General features: G+C 40.1%; 18 protein-coding genes and 1 pseudogene. 4 read left to right on the top strand and 15 right to left on the bottom strand.

All coding sequences use genetic code 11. The features are described 5' to 3' along the window. Window positions 1-251: 251 nt before the first annotated feature. The 8 genes from nikR to flgH form a co-directional block, all read right to left on the bottom strand. A complete protein-coding gene (nikR, locus tag CYP26_RS07315; protein ID WP_009293882.1) occupies window positions 252-665 on the bottom strand; it encodes a nickel-responsive transcriptional regulator NikR in 414 nt (137 codons plus the stop codon). 45 nt (window positions 666-710) lie between these two features. Beyond that, window positions 711-2,936 carry a carbamoyltransferase HypF gene (gene hypF, locus CYP26_RS07310; protein WP_103630920.1) on the bottom strand — a complete coding sequence of 742 codons (2,226 nt, stop codon included), beginning with the start codon at window positions 2,934-2,936 and terminating at the stop codon, window positions 711-713. Then, complete coding sequence (locus tag CYP26_RS07305) at window positions 2,920-4,392, bottom strand: hypothetical protein (RefSeq protein WP_103630919.1); 1,473 nt, start codon at window positions 4,390-4,392, stop codon at window positions 2,920-2,922. Before CYP26_RS07305 ends, hypF begins: the two co-directional genes overlap by 17 nt. Continuing rightward, window positions 4,389-4,931 carry a HyaD/HybD family hydrogenase maturation endopeptidase gene (locus CYP26_RS07300; protein ID WP_021093168.1) on the bottom strand — a complete coding sequence of 181 codons (543 nt, stop codon included), beginning with the start codon at window positions 4,929-4,931 and terminating at the stop codon, window positions 4,389-4,391. The genes CYP26_RS07305 and CYP26_RS07300 overlap by 4 nt, the downstream gene beginning before the upstream one ends. Next, window positions 4,931-5,611, bottom strand: a complete 681-nt coding sequence (gene cybH, locus CYP26_RS07295; protein ID WP_021085813.1) for a Ni/Fe-hydrogenase, b-type cytochrome subunit — start codon at window positions 5,609-5,611, stop codon at window positions 4,931-4,933. Before cybH ends, CYP26_RS07300 begins: the two co-directional genes overlap by 1 nt. Window positions 5,612-5,620: 9 nt before the next feature. Beyond that, complete coding sequence (locus CYP26_RS07290) at window positions 5,621-7,339, bottom strand: nickel-dependent hydrogenase large subunit (RefSeq protein WP_103630918.1); 1,719 nt, start codon at window positions 7,337-7,339, stop codon at window positions 5,621-5,623. Between the two features lie 9 nt (window positions 7,340-7,348). Then, the gene (locus CYP26_RS07285) at window positions 7,349-8,494 is read right to left on the bottom strand and encodes a hydrogenase small subunit (protein WP_103630917.1); all 1,146 of its coding nucleotides are present in this window, start codon (window positions 8,492-8,494) and stop codon (window positions 7,349-7,351) included. A gap of 341 nt (window positions 8,495-8,835) precedes the next feature. Beyond that, the gene (gene flgH, locus CYP26_RS07280) at window positions 8,836-9,543 is read right to left on the bottom strand and encodes a flagellar basal body L-ring protein FlgH (protein WP_002940928.1); all 708 of its coding nucleotides are present in this window, start codon (window positions 9,541-9,543) and stop codon (window positions 8,836-8,838) included. 66 nt (window positions 9,544-9,609) lie between these two features. Between flgH and pta the strand changes: the two genes are divergently transcribed. From pta to CYP26_RS07265, 3 genes are read left to right on the top strand one after another with little or no spacing between them, the layout of a single operon-like run. Further along, the gene (gene pta / locus CYP26_RS07275) at window positions 9,610-10,977 is read left to right on the top strand and encodes a phosphate acetyltransferase (protein WP_103630916.1); all 1,368 of its coding nucleotides are present in this window, start codon (window positions 9,610-9,612) and stop codon (window positions 10,975-10,977) included. A 1-nt stretch (window position 10,978) separates the two neighbouring features. After that, window positions 10,979-12,172, top strand: coding sequence for an acetate kinase (locus CYP26_RS07270; RefSeq protein WP_103612058.1), 1,194 nt, complete (start codon window positions 10,979-10,981; stop codon window positions 12,170-12,172). Window positions 12,173-12,174: 2 nt separating this feature from the next. Then, window positions 12,175-13,239, top strand: coding sequence for a tyrosine-type recombinase/integrase (locus CYP26_RS07265; RefSeq protein ID WP_103630915.1), 1,065 nt, complete (start codon window positions 12,175-12,177; stop codon window positions 13,237-13,239). Between the two features lie 45 nt (window positions 13,240-13,284). Here the strand turns inward: CYP26_RS07265 and CYP26_RS10290 are convergent, their stop codons facing one another. Together CYP26_RS10290 and CYP26_RS10285 are read right to left on the bottom strand one after the other, a co-directional pair. Continuing rightward, window positions 13,285-13,440 carry a hypothetical protein gene (locus CYP26_RS10290; RefSeq protein ID WP_181000882.1) on the bottom strand — a complete coding sequence of 52 codons (156 nt, stop codon included), beginning with the start codon at window positions 13,438-13,440 and terminating at the stop codon, window positions 13,285-13,287. A gap of 557 nt (window positions 13,441-13,997) precedes the next feature. Then, window positions 13,998-14,177, bottom strand: coding sequence for a hypothetical protein (locus CYP26_RS10285; protein ID WP_181000881.1), 180 nt, complete (start codon window positions 14,175-14,177; stop codon window positions 13,998-14,000). A 54-nt stretch (window positions 14,178-14,231) separates the two neighbouring features. On the opposite strand from CYP26_RS10285, the pseudogene CYP26_RS10690 reads away from it, so the two are divergent. Further along, a pseudogene (locus CYP26_RS10690) lies at window positions 14,232-14,462 on the top strand (DUF5644 domain-containing protein); the annotation flags it as partial. 48 nt (window positions 14,463-14,510) lie between these two features. Here CYP26_RS10690 and CYP26_RS07255 read toward each other — a convergent pair. From CYP26_RS07255 to CYP26_RS07235, 5 genes are all read right to left on the bottom strand, one after another. After that, complete coding sequence (locus tag CYP26_RS07255) at window positions 14,511-14,960, bottom strand: hypothetical protein (RefSeq protein WP_103630914.1); 450 nt, start codon at window positions 14,958-14,960, stop codon at window positions 14,511-14,513. Next, window positions 14,957-16,381 (bottom strand): Mur ligase family protein, encoded by a 1,425-nt coding sequence (locus CYP26_RS07250; protein ID WP_103630913.1) that lies wholly within the window; start codon window positions 16,379-16,381, stop codon window positions 14,957-14,959. The genes CYP26_RS07255 and CYP26_RS07250 overlap by 4 nt, the downstream gene beginning before the upstream one ends. Continuing rightward, window positions 16,378-17,163, bottom strand: a complete 786-nt coding sequence (locus tag CYP26_RS07245) for an alpha/beta fold hydrolase (protein ID WP_103630912.1) — start codon at window positions 17,161-17,163, stop codon at window positions 16,378-16,380. The genes CYP26_RS07250 and CYP26_RS07245 overlap by 4 nt, the downstream gene beginning before the upstream one ends. Further along, entirely contained in the window at window positions 17,153-17,383 is a 231-nt protein-coding gene (locus tag CYP26_RS07240; RefSeq protein ID WP_002942153.1) for a type II toxin-antitoxin system Phd/YefM family antitoxin, read from the bottom strand. The genes CYP26_RS07245 and CYP26_RS07240 overlap by 11 nt, the downstream gene beginning before the upstream one ends. A gap of 64 nt (window positions 17,384-17,447) precedes the next feature. Further along, window positions 17,448-18,488, bottom strand: coding sequence for a D-alanine--D-alanine ligase (locus CYP26_RS07235; protein ID WP_103630911.1), 1,041 nt, complete (start codon window positions 18,486-18,488; stop codon window positions 17,448-17,450). Window positions 18,489-18,498: the final 10 nt, after the last annotated feature.

The raw sequence follows: 18,498 nt of genomic DNA, 5'->3' as shown, positions 1-18,498 counted from the left end.
TTTGCAAATTTAGCTTTAGCCAAAACCCAAGTAAAAAACAAACGGTCATCAAACTTTCGCCACAAAAAAAATAGAAGGCAAGTACGAAAATCGCAGCAAAACCCTGCTATAAATTTGCAAAAATGGATCACAAAAACTGCCAAAAACTGCCAAAAACTAACAAAAAGACAAAATAAGACAAGCTCCGCAGCCAAGAGCACTGCTAGCTATTTACAAAAAAACCAAATTTAAGAGCCAAAAAAGCTTTTAGCTTAAAATTTAGGTACAGCGGCCTTTGTAAGTTTAGAAAACTTAACACCCTTTAAGCCAGCAATCCTATCAGCAAAGCGCTCTATCTTGCTAGCCTCACCTCTTATCGAGATCGTTTCTAAGCAGTTGTGGTGATCGACATGGACGTGATTTGTGCAGATGATCTTCACATCAGAGTCATGCTCGATATCCATTTTTTTATTCACCAAATCGTTGTGATGATGCACATAAATGAGCGTCAAAACCCCAATCAACTCCTCGTTAGCGTCCTTCCAGCTGTCGCTTACGATCTTTTCACGGATCAAATCCCTTGTAAATTCACTCCTAGAAGCGTAGCCTTGTTCGCTAACTTTTCTATCCAGTTCGTCTAGTAATTGACTAGGCAAAGAAACACTAAAACGTATAACACTATCCATTTTTTGCTCCTTTCTCGTTTGATTACCGTTTATAATCATTATACATCACTTATTAGAAAATGTGGATAAATAATAATAAATTTGCCCTAAATTTACGTTAGAATCGTTACTGCAGAATTTCTTATTGATATAAAATTTCAAATTTGATTTAGTAAATTTTTTGTAAATAAGCTCAAGCAAAGTCTTATTTTGAAAAACTCCACCACTTAGCAAAATCTCTTTTTTCTCACTTTTAGAAATTTCAAAAATAATATCAGCCATGCCATTTATAAATGCCGTTGCAGCCACTCTTGGCTCATCTTTTAGCGCACTTTTAAAGGCATCTCTAAAGCTGATAACTCCGTCATTTAGACTAAATTTGTAACACGCATCTAAATTTTTATCATAAAGCGCCTCAAGCCTCATGCCACTCTCGCCCTCAAAACTCGAGTGAAAAATGCCACATATTATCGCACCAAATGCGTCAAATATCCTACCAACAGAGCTAGTTTTTACTAAATTTAGCCCCTTTTGCTCCATCATCTTGAAATTTCTAAGCACCTTTTCATCAAAATTTACTAAAAATTTATGCCCCTCGTCCTCAAGCTGATACTTCAAAATAATAGAATAAGCGATGAGATAGATATTTTTTATGCTATTTTCGCCACCAAATAAGCTAAATTCATCAAAGTGATAAACTCTCTCGTAACTCTTTTTATCAACCCTAAAGACCTCGCCACCCCAAATTTTGCCGTCTTCTCCGTATCCAGTGCCGTCAAAACAAAAGCCAAGATACTCTTTGTCTGGCAAATCATTTTCAAAGATCACACTTAGCAGATGTGCGTAGTGATGCTGCAGATGAACTAGCTCAAAGCCCTGCTCTTTTGCCCATTTTGTATTTAAAAAATTTGGATGCAGATCGGCTATGACCTTGTCTATTTTTAGATCATAAGTCGTTTCAAAAAGGGTGAAAATGTCCTTAAATCTATCAAAAGTCGCCACGTTTTTTAGGTCGCCGATATATGGGCTAAGCATCAAAAGTCCGTCTTTATAGATGCAAAACGAGCTTTTTAGCTCCGCTCCAAGGGCTAAAAATGTCCCTTTTTGCTTGAAATTTGTATGGATAAAATTTGGATTTAGCCCACGACTTGTCCTTGTAAAAATCACTTCATCTCCAACGCAAAATGCGATACTGTCGTCACTTGGTGAGTAAATTTCGCGGTCGTGATCAAGGTAAAAGTCTATGACATCGCCTAGTTTTTCTCTTAGCTCGCTCTCATCTTTTATCACAACCTCGCCTGAGATGTTTGCGCTAGTTGCGATGATGTCGTGTTCTAAGTGCTCAAAAAGCAAAAGATGTATGCCACTAAATGCGAGCATAACGCCAAGCTTGTTTAAATTTGGAGCGACGCTTTTTGCGATATTTGAGCCATTTTTTGCTTCAAGCAAGACGATTGGCTTTAAATTTGAGCTAAGAAGCCTAGCCTCTGCCTCTGAAATTTGCGCTATCTCTCTAGCGTTTTGTAAATTTTTACTCATTAGAGCAAAGGGCTTGCTTGGGCGGTGCTTTCTGGCTCTTAGCTCACAAACTGCTGCTTCATTTGTCGCGTCGCAAACTAGATGAAAGCCGCCTAGCCCTTTAATGGCTAAAATTTTGCCCTCGTTTATGAGCCTAGCTGCCTCTTTGGCTGCTTCGTTCTCGCTAGCCAAGACTTTGCCAAATTTATCTTTTAAATAGAGCTTTGGTCCGCAGTTTGGGCAAGAGATCGGCTCTGCGTGGTAGCGGCGATTAAGCGGGTCTTTGTATTCACTCTCGCAAAATTCGCACATCTTAAACTCATTCATCGTCGTATTTACCCTATCATAGGGCAATGCTTTGATGATGGAAAATCTCGGTCCGCAGTTGGTGCAGTTTATAAATGGATATTTGTAGCGTGGATTTGTTGGGTCATAAAACTCACGCAAGCAGTCATCACAAAGTGCGTAATCAGGCAAGATAGGCGCTTGTTTGGTGGCGCTTTTTGAGGCGATGATCTCAAGCTTTTCATAAATTTGATCTATCTTAAATTTCTTTAGCTCATCGATCCTAGCAAGGGCTGGCAGCTTCTCATAAAGCTCTTTTTCAAAAGCCAAAAAGCTGGTCTCTTCGCCACTAAAATTTAGCTTCACGCCCTCGTCATCGTTGTAAATTTCACCAACAAGGGCAAATTTATGCGCCAAAGTATAGACAAAAGGTCTAAAACCAACGCCTTGAACTAAGCCTTTGATCTCATATCTAAAGCTTGATCTCAATGCCAAATCCGGGGTCAAAATTTGTTTTTATATTTGGGTTTAGGTGCTTTTTTATCAAGTTGCTAACTACCTTATTATAAAATAAATCCCCGCTTAAAGTAACATTTTTGATGTTAAATTTATCTCGTTTTTCATAGCTAAAATCGCTCAAAAAATGCGCCAAAGACTCGGTGCAACCAAAGCTGATATTCTTCTCTCCAGCGCCAGCAAGGATAAATGAAATGATACTTTTTACAAACTTAACCCCGTCTAAACCAAAGTCATCTTTCATTTTATAATCGATCCTAACGCCTTTTTGGCCGCTAAAATCAGCTGCCATAAGGAGCAAATTCTCCCCTGCTTTTTTAAAGTCACTGCTTGTGCCAATCAAGCGTCCAGCTATGCAAAATAGCGAGAAAAAGCTAGCGTTTGAGCTAAATTTACCACTTGGCAAGTCGCGCTCTTTGCTGAAGTTTTCAAGTAGTCTTTCGCCACCATCCTCAGCTCTTATAAGTTCATAAATTTCTTCAAAGCTACTAAATTTAGGCAAAAAGAGAAGCTGCGTTTTGCTTGATTTTGAAAGCAGGCAAATTTCATCATCGCTAAATTTGCTAAATTTTAGCCCCAAAGCCACCTCGCCCAAATAGCTAAGCTCAAATTTCTCATCTTTTATGTAAAAAAACGGGCTTAAAAGTGCGCTGTTTTCAAGCAAAGCAAGCCTTGAAAGAGCGTTTTTTTGCTCCTTTACAGAAACGCTTAAAAAACTAAAATTTTCTCTATTTAGTTGCTCGCAAACAGCGTAAAGAAAAAGGTCATTTGGCGCCATCACGTCAAAAAATAGCGGTGCGCCCTCGTGGTTTTGCCTATAAATAGCTGTCGTTTTTAGTGCCAAAAGTGGCTTTTCAAAGCTAGCAAGCGCGATCTGCACCCTATCACCAGCTATAAAAATTTTAGGTAGCTGCTTTAAATTTACAGGCATCAAGAAATTTGCATCAAAATTTACCCCAAGAGAAATTTCATATAAATTTTCATCTTGCTCTATGCAAACGCTCTTACCATTTTTTAGTAAATTTAGACAGGTTTTTAGCTTTTCATTAAAATTATCAAGCGTTATCTCACCATCAAATTTACTCAAAGCAAGCGTGCTACTTTCATTTAAAATAGCCTTGCCATTAGCCAAAAATGCCGCTGCCTGAGATGGGCTAAGCGTGCTAAATTTTATCTCTTTTAGCTCATTTGCTTCGTCAAGCTCATCTGCCACATCGACCTCGCTATGTTTTATATAAAGGCTATAAGGCAAGATGACGCTAGCTCTGTCTGCTAGGGCGCTAAGCTCATTGGCAGAGCCACTTACCTTTAGGCAAATTTGATCATCTTTGCAGCTTATAGAGTGCTTAAGATCTTTAGCTAATGAGCTTAGAAATGGCGCCAAAAAGGCCGGGTCTTTAAAGCAGTCAAATTTAAAAGCAAGTATCATTTTAAACCTTTTTTGGCGTAGTCATCGAGGGTGTCGTTTAGGGTGAAATTTGCCACCTTTTCGCACTTAAAATCAAGCTCTTTTAAGTGTTCAAGTAGCGTTTTTTCTAGGATGTTAGAAGCTTTTATCACTTCATCTGAGAGGCTAAAATTTGATGATTCTATGCGGCTAGGCACGATGCCTAAGATTTTAGTTGTCGGTCTGTCGCCTGCAAGCTCCATTAGATGAAGGGTTTGAAGCATCTCTATCTCGTGAGCCGAGCCGTCCCAGCTGATAAAATTTGGTACGTTTAGAAAGTCGAAAAAATAAACATCGCCCACGCTTGCGCCATTTGCGCTAATGCAATCAACGACGATAAGATAGTCAAATTCGCTTATAATGTGAGTTAGAGCGAGGGCTAAAGTGCCCCCGTCCATTAGAGTGAGCTCGTTTTTAGAGCTTGTAAATTTATAGTTTTTAGCCATCAAATTTACAAAATGAACACCTATGCCCTCATCAGCAAACATAACGTTGCCGATGCCAAGAACTAGCACTCTCATCAGTGTTCTTTTACAAATTTATAGCCACTAACAATGGCGTCCATCGCTCCATTTTTGCCTTTAACGGCGTTAAATATCGCCATATAAACGTGAATTGGCACAAATATCATGATGATCCACATGCAAATTCTATGTATCGTTCTAACATTTGCTAGTCCGCCCATAAGCTCTTCAAAGTATCTCGCTGGCTCGTAGATCGCTCCGCCAAGTCCATTGTGATAAACGTGAGCGTAAAGCACTAGACCAGTTAGGCAAATGAGCGCTAAGATGACGTAAAAGAAAAAGTATGAGGCAAACTGCAATGGGTTATAAACACCCCTTAAATGCGGGTGCGGTCCCATAAAGATGTAGTACTTTATCTGCGCTATCCAAACTTTTGGACTTAAAAAGTCAAGCACGCTCATCCACTCTTTTTTGCTGTGTTTGTCAAAGACAAATAGATAGAATTTAAAGATAAATACCGCTATTAGCACAAAGCCAGCGACCTGGTGTGCCAAACGCCACTTTGCTTGCATGAAATTTGTAGGCTCGCTCGTGATCTCTGGACTCATAAAAACATAAGAGATGTAGTAGCCGCTCACAACCAAAAGCGTGATAGCTATAAATCTAATCCAGTGTGTCAGCCTAACGCCGATGGAGAATTCGTATTCGCTGATCCTGTCAGGATTTTTATGTGACATCTTTTCTCCTTACAAATTTGGATTTATCTTATAAGTACTCAAATCATTTCCCTTCGTGTCCATAACATGCACGGCACACGCGATGCAAGGGTCGTAAGAGTGAATTTTTCGTATTATCTCAAGTGGTTTTGAAAGATCAGCGATCTTTAAACCAACTAAGCACGCCTCGTAGCTTCCCATTTGACCTTTGGCGTCTTTTGGAGAGGCGTTCCAAGTGCTTGGCACGACTGCTTGCCAGTTTGAGATGACGCCATCTTTTATGCGGCACCAGTGGCTAAGGGCGCCTCTTGGAGCGTTGCCTTGAAAATTTCCTTTATATTCTTTTTTGTTATCTATTACATATTTTGTGCAAGTCTCTTGATCTGTCTTTAAATTTTCGATCAAGGCATTAAATGCGTCCATTATATGCTCTGCGACCACTTTTGCCTCAAGCATACGAGCAGCGGTTCTGCCTAGAGTTGAAAAGACTGCACTTAGTGGCAAGCCACTCTTTGATAAGAACTCATCAACTATCTTTTTAACTCTCTCGTTGCCTTTAGCGTAGTTTATGACGATGCTTGCGATCGGTCCTACTTGCATAGGCATGCCATCATATCTTGGCGCTTTGATCCAGCTATATTTACCCTTTGTGTCAAAAAGTTTGCTGTGAGCTAGCTTGCCCTCGCCGTCTATGCTCTCGCCATCAACAAGACCAGTATAGTTTGCCTCTGTCTCGCCGTCATAAGGGTGAAGCGCTTTGTCATTTTTATACCAAGATCTTGTCGCCTCTTCTGTGATTTTATTTTCGTCGATATCATAAACCTTGCTAATATCACCATTTAAGATAATGCCACCTTTAAATAGATGATCGTTTTTGCCCACTAAAAATTCATCATAGCAGAATAAATTTGATACGCCAACGTCGTTTAAAACGCTTGGCTCGTTTGCATAAGCCTTAGCAGCCATCAAAATATCTGGATAGTAAGCTCTATCTACAAATTCTTTTATCTCGGCAAATTTACTCATATATTCGCCCATTCTAGCTGGATCCATAAGGTCCATCACACAGGTCACGCCGCCAACTGTTAGACTTTGTGGGTGTGGGTTTTTCGCACCAAAGATAGCCATCATCTGAGCTGCTGTTCTTTGAATTCTTAGGCACTCAAGGTAGTGAGAGAGGACGATTAAGTTTTGCTCAGGAGTAAATTTATATGTGCTATGTCCCCAGTATGCGTTGGCAAATGGTCCAAGGTTGCCCTTTTTAACAAAGGCTTCAACTCTCTCTTTTACCTCTTTTAGTTTATCTGCTCCCGTGGCAAACGGCGTGTTTGTATATTTAAACGCCTCTTCGCTAGCCTTATGTACATCAGCACTTAATGCAGAGACGACGTCTGCCCAGTCCATGCCGTGAAGCTGATAAAAGTGCACGATATGATCGTGAAGATATAAAGCTGCATTCATAAGCGTTCTAGTTAGCTCAGCATTTAGCGGAGGCTTGATGCCAAGGGCGTCCTCAACTGCGACTATGCCTGCTCGGTAGTGTGAATATGTGCAAACGCCGCAAATTCTTTGCATGAAAAAGCCAGCATCTCTTGGGTCTCTGTTTTTTACTATCTGCTCTAAGCCCCTCCAAAGAGTTGAGCCAGAGTAAGCCTCTTTTACAACGTTGTTTTCATCGACTACGACTTCTATTCTTAAGTGCCCTTCGATACGTGTTATAGGGTCTATTACTATTCTTTTTTCACTCATTTTTTCGCCTTATTCTTTATCTTTACTCATACAAGCTAGTGCAGCGTGAGCCGCTATACCAATACCAGCTAGAGCTAAAATACCAATGCCTATTTTATCGCTTACATTATCAGCGCCAAGCCCTAAAACAGTGTCAAATAGTCTATCAGCCATAGGCTCTTCAAACGGCCCCATAGTATCCCAGAAGTCTGGCTCCGAGCAACCTATACAGCCGTGACCTGCCTGAACTGGCCATGATGTGTGCTGATTAAATCTCTCGCGTGAGCAGTTATTAAATGTATATGGACCTTTGCAGCCTACTTTGTATAAGCAGTAGCCATTTTTTGCGCCCTCGTCGCCAAAGCTTTGGACAAATTCGCCTGCATCAAAGTGACCACGTCTCTCGCAAAGATCGTGAATTCTTAAGCCATAAGCCCATTTTGGTCTGTTATAAACATCAAGTGCAGGCAAAGTGCCAAATAGCAAGTAGTGAAGTACGTTGCCAACGATGTTTTTCTCGCTTGGAGGACAGCCTGGCACGTTTATGACGGGCTTATCAGTCACCTTTGAAAGACCGACTGAATTTGTTGGATTTGGCTTAGCTGCTTGGATACCGCCAAAGCTAGAACAGGTGCCAATGGCAAAGATAGCAGCTGCATTAGCAGAGGCATTTACAGCGTGAGTTTTGCCGCTTGTGCCGTGAGGTCCAACTGTTAAAAAGTGCTCAGTAGCTCCTGTTGGGACGCCGCCCTCAACTAGTAGGATGTATCTGCCCTTATATTTTTCTATCGCATGCTCTAAATTTTCTTCAGCTTGCCAGCCAGCAGCCGCCATGATAGTTTCGTGGTATTCAAGGCTTATGTAGTCGAATATAAGGCTATCTATGCTTGGAGCGTCAGTTCTTAGCAAGCCCTCGCTACAGCCAGTGCATTCTGCCATGTGAAGCCATATCACTGGGAGCCTATCGCTTAGCTCAGCAGCGCGAGCAACCATCGGCGTCATCGCACTTGGCAATGCCATAAAAGCTGTCATCGCACCAGTCCACTTCATAAAATCACGCCTAGTAAAGCCCTTATCTTTTAAAAGCTGCGCAATACTAGTGTCATTTTTCATCTTAGGCAATGCACTAAGTTCGCTTAAGCGTCTATTGATCTTTTGACGCAAGTCATTGTTCATATAAGCTCCTTCGTTAGAAATTTGTTTTATATGTATAGTATCTTTGTTTTAAAAAGAGTAAAATTATTTTATAATATTAGTAGTTATATTTAAACAAATTTTAATAATAAAATTTTAAATGGCTTTTATCAATATCTTTAAAATATGCTATAAAATAATATTTAGTGAGAATTTATCCTATTTTGAGAAATGATATGGCGAAAATTCTATTTTTCTGAAAGTAAATATCAATTAAATTTTTAATAATTTTAAAAATAATTTAGTGTTTTTAAGAAGAGTGAAATTTAAGGTAAAAATTACAAAAAGCCTAAATGGGTTAAATTTAGGCTTTTAAATTTGCATTAAAATGGCCAGATAGCCTCCATAAGCCTTGTGCCCCAAGGTTTTTTGGTTGATTTGTCTAGCTCGCCCTCAGTTTTATACAAAATTTTGGCATCAGCTATGTATTTTGAGTCGATTTCGTTGTTTTGCGAGATGTCGTAAGGTCTGATGACGCCACTTACTTGCATGATCTGCTTTTCGCCGTTTATGAGTAGCTCGCGGCTGCCCTCGATGAAATAGTTTCCGTTGTTTAAGATCTTGATGATCCTAGCTGAGATTGTCGCGGTAAATTTCTCGCTTCTATTGCTAGTGCCACTACCTGTAAATTTATTGCCGCCACCTGCTTTAAAGCCGATGTCGCCGTATTTATTTAGATTATCAGCCACGGTTGAGAGCGGTGCAGCTCCAGCTGTGAAAACGCCTCCGCCAAGCGAAATGGTGCTATCTTTATTGGTGCTTTTGCTGCCGCTTGAAATTTGACTTGCATTTTCTGAGATGACGATGGTTACGATGTCATTTACATTCATCGCCTTTCTATCTGAAAATAGTGGATTTTCGCCCTTGCCAAAGAGGCTGCCAGCATTACTTTGACCGCTGCCACTATCTTTTGAAGGGAGTTGCTCGACATAAACTGGAGGTTTCATATTGATGTGAGGATCTGCACTTGGGGTGCAACCTGTATAAAAAATGCCCGCAAATGTGACGAGCCAAATCTTTTTATAGTTCATAAAATGCCTTAAAATAAGTATCTTTGTGCTAAGATTAAGCAATTTAAGTTCCCAAAAAGGTCACAAATGAAAAGTTGTTACATTTTTTCAGACAAAAATCTAGCATATTTGCAGGAAATTATAGCTACAAAATTCAAAAAAGTTGAGATCTTTAAGATAACTCCGGATGAAAACGACAAAAAAAATCTAATAAATTTAAATGAAAAGGAGTTTTTTTTAAAATTTATAGATAAATTTGAAGAGTTAAAGGCAAAAAGCGACTTCGTCATAGTCGTTGGCTGTGAGGGCTTTAGCGTCTTTGGCAAGAGCGAGCTAAATTTAAAGCTAGCTAGAAATTTAAACGCTCCAGTCTTTGATGAAAACGCAAACGAGCTAAGGGCACTAAATTTAAACTCAAAGCTTCTAATAGCTGATAAATTTGATGAAATTTTAAGCTACAAAGCCGAGATCATCACGCCATTTAAATTTCAAAGTTTGCTTCTAAAAAGAGCCAAAACGGCAAACAAGACCGTCGTTTTGCCTGAAAGTGATGATGAGAGAATTTTAAAAGCAGCTCACATCGTGCTAGAAAAAGGTGCAGCAAATATCATCTTGCTTGGACTTGAGAGCGAAATTTCAAAAAAAGCAGCCACTTTGGGGCTAAATTTAAGCAAAGCCAAAGTGCTAAACCCAGCACAAAATGAGCTAACAGATGAATTTGCAAAGAAAATTTATGAGCTAAGAAAGCACAAAGGCGTGGACGAAGCCAAGGCAAATGCGCTTGCAAAAGATAAAATTTACTTTGCCACGATGCTAATACATGAAGGCATAGCAGATGCTTTGGTAAGTGGCGCTACGATGAGCACGGCTGATACTATCCGCCCAGCCCTTCAGATCATAAAAACAAAGCCAAATGTAAGTGTGGTAAGCGGGGCATTTTTCATGGCGCTTGAAGAGGAAATTTTACTCTTTGCAGACTGCGCCGTCACGCCAAATCCAAGCAGCGATGAGCTAGCTAGCATCACGCTAAGTAGCGCTCAAACGGCAAGTGCCTTTGGGCTTAACCCAAAGATCGCTATGCTAAGCTACTCAACAGCTGATAGCGGAAGCGGGGCTGATGTGGAGTTTGTAAAAGAGGCTGCCAAAAAGGCGAGCGAGCTTGATGCAAATTTAAAGATCGCAGCACCCATTCAGTTTGACGCGGCGGTTGATCTAAGCGTGGCTAGCAAAAAGATGCCAAATTCCGATGTTGCTGGGCAGGCAAATGTCTTTATATTTCCAAATTTAAACTGCGGAAACATCTGCTACAAGGCAGTTCAGCGAAGCGCAAACGCCCTAGCAGTGGGTCCGATACTTCAAGGGCTAAAAAAGCCAGTAAATGACCTAAGCCGCGGCTGCCTCGTCGAAGACGTGGTAAATACCATCTTAATAAGCGCGATACAAGCAGGAGAGTGATATGAGAATTTTAGTTTTAAACTCAGGTAGCAGCTCGATAAAATTTCAACTTTTTGAAATGCAGACAAAAACAAGCCTAGCAAGCGGTCTAGTCGAACAAATCGGCAGCTCTAGCTCAAGAGCGGTGCTAAAGGCAAATGGCGAAGTTTATGAGATAAAACGCTTTATAAAAGACCACCACGACGGACTTGAAGCGATGAACGAACTCTTTACCACCTCGCATACGCTGCACGATCTAAGCGAGCTTGACGGCATCGGACACAGGATAGTGCATGGTGGCGAGAGCTTTTTTAGCTCGATGATCGTTGATGAGAGCGTCATCAAAAAGATCGAGGAGATAAGCCCTCTTGCCCCTCTTCACAACCCAGGGCACCTTGCTGGCATCAAAAACGCGATGAAAGAGAGCAAAAACGTGCCTCACGTGGTCGTTTTTGATACTGTGTTTCATCAAAGCATGCCAGAGTACGCCTACCGCTATGCCCTACCCTACGATGTTTGTAAGACTCACCACATCAGAAAATACGGCTTTCACGGCACTTCACACAGATATGTCTGCAAGCAAGCGGCAAAAATGCTTGGCATAGAGTTTGATAAATTTAACGCTATCTCGCTTCACTTAGGCAACGGCGCCTCAGCTTGCGCGGTGCAAAATGGCAAAAGTATCGACACTTCGATGGGACTTAGTCCGCTTGAAGGGCTCATAATGGGCACAAGAAGCGGCGATATGGACCCAGCCGTGGTCATCTATCTGCTAAATATCGGCGTTTTAAAGTGGAACGAGATCGATAACTTCTTAAACAAAAAGAGCGGACTTTTTGGAATTTGTGGCTCAAGCGACATGAGAGAGGTCGTAGCCAAGATGCAAAACGACGAGCGCGCAAAGCTTGCGTTTGAGATGTTTTGCTACCGAGTGAAAAAGTATATCGGCTCATACTACGCCATTTTAGGGCGTGTTGATGCGCTCATATTTACTGGCGGTATCGGCGAAAATGCGCCAAATACAAGGCAAAAAATTTGTGATGATCTAAAGCATCTTGGCATTCACATCAACCACGAGCTAAATTTCAAAGACATGCGAGGCGAGAGGTGCATAGATGAAGAAGGCGCCAAGATAAAAACGCTCATCATACCAACCAACGAAGAGCTTGAGATCGCCATAGAGACAGCCAGAGTGATAAAAGAGAGAACGCTTTAAGCATGAAATTTCCACTTGATTGCAAAGATAGTTTTGAGAGCTCATTTATATTTTGGCTCACAAGATATGTCAAATTTAAACTTAGTTCGCTTTCAAACAAGGAGCTAAGAGATCCAAAAGCGCTTGCAAGTGTAAATTTCTCCCTAAGCCGCGAGATAAAAAACATAGAGCAGCTTGATGGGCTGGTAAAAAGTGCTAGAAATGCAGGTCTAACTGGCATAAATACCTACTTTAACCCGCTTAAAAAGATATATGAGACGATGAAATTTTATGAGCTTAGCAGCCTAAAGCAGATAGATGAAGAGCTACTAAGTGAAATACTAGCTAGCACAACTGGCGGACTAAGTGATGCGAGCAAGAAAAACTATAGAATTTCAGTGATAAATTTCTTTGCATTTCTTGATAAACAAAACGAAGAGGACGGCAAGGCTCATGTTTTTGATATAAATTTAAAAAACTGGGGCGGCGTTAGTGGCAACAAAGGGCAAAAGTTGCCTGAATTTATGGGCGAAGAGGAGGTCAAGAAATTTCTTGAAGCGATCGAGGAAAGCGACTTTAAGCAAAACTCAAACCGCAACAAGCTCATCATCAAGGTCATTATCTTTACTGGAATTCGTGTGAGCGAGGCGCTAAATTTAAAGAGAAAAGATATCACTGAAGATGGCGATCTTTTTATCATTAGAATTCGTGGCAAAGGTAACAAATACCGCATCGTTATGATAAAGCGCCACCTAATCGAAGCTCATCTAAACGCAATCGCCATAAACTACATCAACAAAGAGGGCTACCTTTTTATAAATAAAAAAGGCACAAGGCTCACACAGGCTTATGTTAGCCGTATCGTGGAGCAAATTTTATTTAAAGCTGGCATCAGAAAAGAGAAAAATGGCGCTCACATGCTACGCCACACATTTGCAACTATGCTTTATAAAAAGCAAAAAGACCTTGTGCTAGTGCAAGAAGCTCTTGGGCATGCAAGCCTAAATACCTCACGAATTTACACACACTTTGATAGTGACAAGCTAAAACTCGCTGCAAAAGTGGCTGAGGATCTGGCAAATGAGTAAATTTAAATCAAATTTTATGCATTAATAGCGAGAAAAACATAAATTCTATCGTTTCGTCTTGCAAGACAAGCTTTGCTCTGCTAAAAATGCTAGAAATTTGAAGATAAAAGGCTTGATAAGCTGGTAGATAGCTATCTTAAATTTAAAGTCGCCTATCTTTGTCTTTTGGGCGAGGAGCTTCATCTTTGGTGAGCTTGACATAAACCGCTTTATAACGGGGCAAATTTAGCTTAAAGCCCAAGCAATCCAAAGGCAAACGCCTATACACTCTTAACTTTATAACGAGACAAATTTGGCTTGGAGCGCTAAAACTAGCCATTTTTCTAGCTCATGCCGTCCTTTTTGTTTTCATAATTAGTGCGACACTTTATGCAGTTGCAAACGTTATAAACGAATATCTGCAAAATGCCATTAGACTAATCGGGGTAAATTTTATAGTTGGCACCTTGTGTGTTTTGTCATAAGCATTTGATGATTGCCTATCTTTCTAATTAGTAGCGCCGTGAGAAAGCAAAATTTAGAAAAATTTTAAAATTCACAGGCGAAGCAAGCCTAAAAACTACTTCACCTCGCGGCATAAAATTAACCCTGCTTATATAAAAAGTGCGTAGTTTTAACACAAAAATGTGGCTTGTCTTTACAACTATTTTAAATGAGCCACCTTCATAAAGGCGGCAAAACACTAGGCATTTTGAGGCTATTTTTGCATAGACTGTAAATTTAAATTTTAATGACTTACTATTTGAAGGTAGCGAAATTTATAGCGAGGCGATTAAATTTTTCAAAGAAATTTTAGGCATAGAAGCTACGCCAAAACATGAAAACGAGCTTGAAAAGATAGAAAAACTTAGCAAATTTAAAGAATTTAAGATAGCCATAAAAGATAGACTGCCAGCAAATTTAAGCGCATATAAGGCAAATTTTATAGAGCTAAACACCAAAACGCCTTGTGGATATGATCTTTCAAAGGCTGATGAAGAGCTGCTTACAAGCTTGCTAGTAAGATAGTTTTTACTGCATTTGACAGTGGGGCTGACTTTTTACTAGCTAGCAACGAGGCTGAGTTTTATATCTTTGACACTCTAGCAAAAAAGCTTGAGAAAAGTGCTAACAGAAGCTTGCAAGACTTTTATGTCCTAAGAGCGAGCGAGCTAATGGCGCTTGAAAATGGCGAGATACCAAGCGGACTAAAAGAGCATGTTTTGAAAGTTTCTATTATTTAGACTTGCCTAAATTTAACATTGCAAAGCCAAATTTAAAAGCTTTAAATTTTACTTTTTAGCCCCCTCTTTTGGCTCTTCTACCGTCTTATTTGCTTCTTGCTCTTTAAACTCTTCAAAAAGCTCATCATACCTAGCTTTAGCGTTTTCATAGACGCCAGATGGCAAGGTGATGTTTAGATCGTCCTTTAGGCTTATGACGTCATCGCAGGCGTTTTGATAGCCAAGGTCGCAGCTTTTCATAAAATAGCTCACTCCAAGCTCAATATTTGAGTGCTTTTTTAGATCATTATCCATCTGCTCGTTTATCTCTTCATTTACAAACATATCGCCCAAAGCCTCGCAAGAAAGCACATCTTTTTGCTCGCAACCGTCAAAAAAAATTTCATACGCAGTTGCGTAGTCTCCGGCATTTCTAGCCTCGTTGCCCCTGTCGTAGTCATCGATGTCAAAGCCTAAGGCTAAGCTTAAGATTAGAGCTAAAAAAACTATCTTTTTCATATAAAACTCGGTGCGTCGTTTGAAAATAGTATAAGATCGCCAGCGTGCGTGTTTTGGGCTAAAATTTCTTGCATCTTGTTCTTGTCCTTTAGGATGATGATCTTTGGCTTAACGATGTGTTTTAGCAAGACTTCGGCATTTAGCGAGCTTGTGATGATGACGAGGTCAAAAATTTCATTTATCACCTTGGCTAAAATTGCATTTTGCTCCGCATCGCTCTCGACGATACCAGGCGTTAGCAGCACTTTTCTGCCAGCATAGGTGCTTACTAGCTCGTAGCTAGCGCACATACCTGATAAATTTCCATTAAAACTATCGTCTATTATTAGCTTGCCGCCAGCCTCGATCTTGCTTAGGCGGTGCTCGACGTTTTTCATCTTCAAAAGTGCCTCTTTTATCGCTTCATCGCTCATTTTTAGGTAGTTTGCGACTTTGACGCAGACGGCTAAATTTGTAGCGTTAAATTTGCCAAGAAGCGGCGAAGCGTAGCTCTTGCCATCAAGCGTAAATAAAATTCCATCTAAATTTGCATTTATATCTTTTAGGCTTTCGTCGTAAATTTCTATATTTTCGCTTGCCTCTTTATTTGTCGAGCTATGTAAAAATGCCCTTTGCAAACGCTCGCTTTGCAGTGCTTCAAGCTTTGTCGCACGGATATTATCAAGCGTTTTAAAATACTCTATGTGCTGCGCGCCGATCTCGCCTACGATTACTATTTGTGGATTTAGAAATTTAGTGATCTCTAGGATGTCGCCCTTTAGCCTAGCGCCTGCTTCTGCGATGTAAATTTGCGTTTGCTCGCTTAAATTTTCGTTGATATCTTTTATGATGCCAGCCATTGTATTTACGCTGCGAGGCGTTTTATAGCAGGCAAAGCTATCTTTTAAAATTTCAAAGAGAAAATTTTTGATACTCGTTTTGCCGTAGCTTGCGGTGATTAGGATGATCTTTAGCTCTTTGTTTGCGCCCAGTTTTTTAAGCGCATTGTTTTTAAAGCCTTGAAATTTGATCTTTTCTAAAATTTCACTAAAAAATAGGCTCACGACCAAGACAAAAAGTGGCATAGGAGCCAAAAACGCCTTGTGGATAATGAAATTTAAAGCGTAGTTTATGATGATAGCGCAAGCAAGTATGGCAAAAAAGTGCTTTATCCTAGCGGTAAAGACTAGCTTTTTATCAAGTTTTTTATGCCAAAGATAAAGAGCTGGCAAAAGCGCAAAGTAAAAATAGATAAAAAACCACTTGCCAGTTGTGTAAAATAGCACCAAAGGCACTATAAAGAAAAAGACGTGCCAAGCGGGCTTTGTGAAGTGAAAGAGCACGCGCTCAGGCCTATAAGAAAACCACTGAAAGCAAGTGATCACATAAAAAGCAAGCGCAAAGATAAATAAAACTGTGCTTAGACTTAAAAATATACTCATCTTATCTCCTCGATCCCGCTCTCATCGTCATCTAGCACAACATTTTTTGCTTCATTTGGCTCAAAATTTATCCCTTTTTCTATCTCGTCACTTATAAATTTGGCGTGGAGCAAAAAGAAAAAGTGATCGCCACTAAGTGGGAAAAATGAGCTATTTTTGATAAGTCTATCTATGCTCTCGCCGCTTGTTACAGGCGTTGCCTTGTCATTTTCGCCCCAAAATATAAAAGCCCTGCCCCCAAAGTCAGCAAAATGCTTTGTAAAACCCTCATCAACGACGTTTTTTAGGGTTTCATACATCACTCTGCTCATACCGCTCACATCTTTTGTGGCAAAGAGTTTGTAAAATTTACCAAAGCCAAATATCTTTAAAATTTTAAAAATCGCTATCTTTGCTCGCACGATAAATGGCTTTTTGACAACTATGCCAGCCGAGCTTAAAAGCACTAGATATGGCGGTTTTAGAAGCGTTGCGACCTTGCCGCCAAAGCTATGTCCTGCGATGATGTCTGGTTTTATTTGTAGCTCGTCACAGAAATTTGCAACGATCTTTGCATAGTCGCTTGTTTTTAAAGGCTTAAAAATAGAGCTTTTACCAAAGCCTGGCATATCGATATAGACGTGGCAAAAGTCATTTAGATAGTGCCCAAAAGCCTTTTTCATTATCTCTTTGTTTGCGCCCCAGCCATGTAAGAAAAGCACTACTTTTTTGCATTTTGGATTTACTACTTCGTAGCTGATCTCGTACTCGTCTGAGCCGTATTTTACCGCCCTACTCGCCATCGTTTTCTCTCTTTTTAGCAGCGTAAATGCTCTCAAGCACGCTTACAGCCTCGCAAAGGCGCTCGTACTCTTCCATATTTAAAAGGACAGCTTCAAATTTATTGTTTTTAACGATGACAGCGCGCTTTAGCTCGCTAGCTCCCACGCGAGAAAGCACTGAGCTAAAATTTCTAACCACCTCGGTTGCCGTATAAATTTCATCTTTTGTAAAAGTTACCATTGTCGCTCTTTATGTAAAATTTTACGTAAAATATCACAAACTACTTTATATATTGCTAAATAAATTAGAGCTTGCCGCTGCCTTTTACCGAAGTGATCGAGTTTATAAATTTATAATCAATCTTTATATCACGCTCTTTTGGAAGTGAGTTTGCAAGGGCGTTTAGCGTGCTCTCAAAGTCCTCAAATAGATAGTTTGCAAGGCTGCCTGGGTTTGGGTTGATCTCGTTTAGATAGACCTCGTCATCTATCACGAAAAAGTCGCATCTTATGATCGCTCCGTCAAAGCCACAATCATAAATTTTAGAAAAGTTAAATTTAAGTTTTTGCTTTAGCTCTTCAGAAATTTCCGCCTCTTTTACCTTATTTTCATTTGAAAAACTTAGATATTTTTGCTCGTAGTCAAGAAATTCTTTCTTTTTTGGCTCTTCAACGATAGAAAATTTGATCTTTCCATCGATCTTGCAGCCTGCTAGGTTATACTCTTTGACGCCTTTTATAAAGGGCTCTACTAAGACATCTTTGTCAAATTCAAACGCCACGTCTTTTGCGTAGGCAAGCTCACTATCATCATGCACGACGCTCACGCCGATGCTGCTGCCTAGCCTTGCTGGCTTTAATATAATAGGATAGTGAAATTTTGGCTCGCTTTGACGAGTTAGCATCTCGTAATCAAGCGCCTTTACACCAGCCTTTTGCGCTAGAAATTTAGTAAGCTCTTTGTTGTAGCTAAGCGCGCTTGCTTCAAGCCTTGGGCCTATGTATTTGACCCCATAAAAGTCAAAAAGTGCCGCTATCTTGCCATCTTCGCCGTCCATGCCGTGGATCAAATTTATAACGACGTCACATTCAACTTTGTTTGTGCCAAAAAGCGAGTGCGTATAAAAGCCGCCCTTTGCCAAAGATAGCTTTTTTGAGTTTTTGTATTTGCCAGAGCTAAAGAAATTTGCCCTCATATCTTTTTGCTCGATCAGGTAAAAATCCCTATTTGCATCGCAAAATATAAATTTTAGCTCCTGTTTTAGGACGTTTTTTAAAACTATCGCGCTTACTATGCTTATCTCATGCTCAAAACTCTTTGCTCCAAATATCACGCCTAAATTCATCTTTTTTATC

It is taken from the genome of Campylobacter concisus (assembly GCF_002913225.1).
Classification (GTDB): Bacteria; Campylobacterota; Campylobacteria; order Campylobacterales; family Campylobacteraceae; genus Campylobacter_A; species Campylobacter_A concisus_J.
The sequence above is the reverse complement of the archived record's forward strand: the minus strand, read 5'-3'. Positions and strand labels throughout refer to the sequence as shown.

What these genes read in the sequence shown, in the direction of transcription:
- nikR (WP_009293882.1), bottom strand. Translation starts at nt 665, where the DNA reads ATGGATAGTGTTATACGTTTTAGTGTTTCTTTGCCTAGTCAATTACTA.
- CYP26_RS07305 (WP_103630919.1), bottom strand. Translation starts at nt 4,392, where the DNA reads ATGATACTTGCTTTTAAATTTGACTGCTTTAAAGACCCGGCCTTTTTG.
- CYP26_RS07300 (WP_021093168.1), bottom strand. Translation starts at nt 4,931, where the DNA reads ATGAGAGTGCTAGTTCTTGGCATCGGCAACGTTATGTTTGCTGATGAG.
- cybH (WP_021085813.1), bottom strand. Translation starts at nt 5,611, where the DNA reads ATGTCACATAAAAATCCTGACAGGATCAGCGAATACGAATTCTCCATC.
- CYP26_RS07290 (WP_103630918.1), bottom strand. Translation starts at nt 7,339, where the DNA reads ATGAGTGAAAAAAGAATAGTAATAGACCCTATAACACGTATCGAAGGG.
- CYP26_RS07285 (WP_103630917.1), bottom strand. Translation starts at nt 8,494, where the DNA reads ATGAACAATGACTTGCGTCAAAAGATCAATAGACGCTTAAGCGAACTT.
- flgH (WP_002940928.1), bottom strand. Translation starts at nt 9,543, where the DNA reads ATGAACTATAAAAAGATTTGGCTCGTCACATTTGCGGGCATTTTTTAT.
- pta (WP_103630916.1), top strand. Translation starts at nt 9,610, where the DNA reads ATGAAAAGTTGTTACATTTTTTCAGACAAAAATCTAGCATATTTGCAG.
- CYP26_RS07270 (WP_103612058.1), top strand. Translation starts at nt 10,979, where the DNA reads ATGAGAATTTTAGTTTTAAACTCAGGTAGCAGCTCGATAAAATTTCAA.
- CYP26_RS07265 (WP_103630915.1), top strand. Translation starts at nt 12,175, where the DNA reads ATGAAATTTCCACTTGATTGCAAAGATAGTTTTGAGAGCTCATTTATA.
- CYP26_RS10290 (WP_181000882.1), bottom strand. Translation starts at nt 13,440, where the DNA reads ATGTCAAGCTCACCAAAGATGAAGCTCCTCGCCCAAAAGACAAAGATA.
- CYP26_RS07255 (WP_103630914.1), bottom strand. Translation starts at nt 14,960, where the DNA reads ATGAAAAAGATAGTTTTTTTAGCTCTAATCTTAAGCTTAGCCTTAGGC.
- CYP26_RS07250 (WP_103630913.1), bottom strand. Translation starts at nt 16,381, where the DNA reads ATGAGTATATTTTTAAGTCTAAGCACAGTTTTATTTATCTTTGCGCTT.
- CYP26_RS07245 (WP_103630912.1), bottom strand. Translation starts at nt 17,163, where the DNA reads ATGGCGAGTAGGGCGGTAAAATACGGCTCAGACGAGTACGAGATCAGC.
- CYP26_RS07240 (WP_002942153.1), bottom strand. Translation starts at nt 17,383, where the DNA reads ATGGTAACTTTTACAAAAGATGAAATTTATACGGCAACCGAGGTGGTT.
- CYP26_RS07235 (WP_103630911.1), bottom strand. Translation starts at nt 18,488, where the DNA reads ATGAATTTAGGCGTGATATTTGGAGCAAAGAGTTTTGAGCATGAGATA.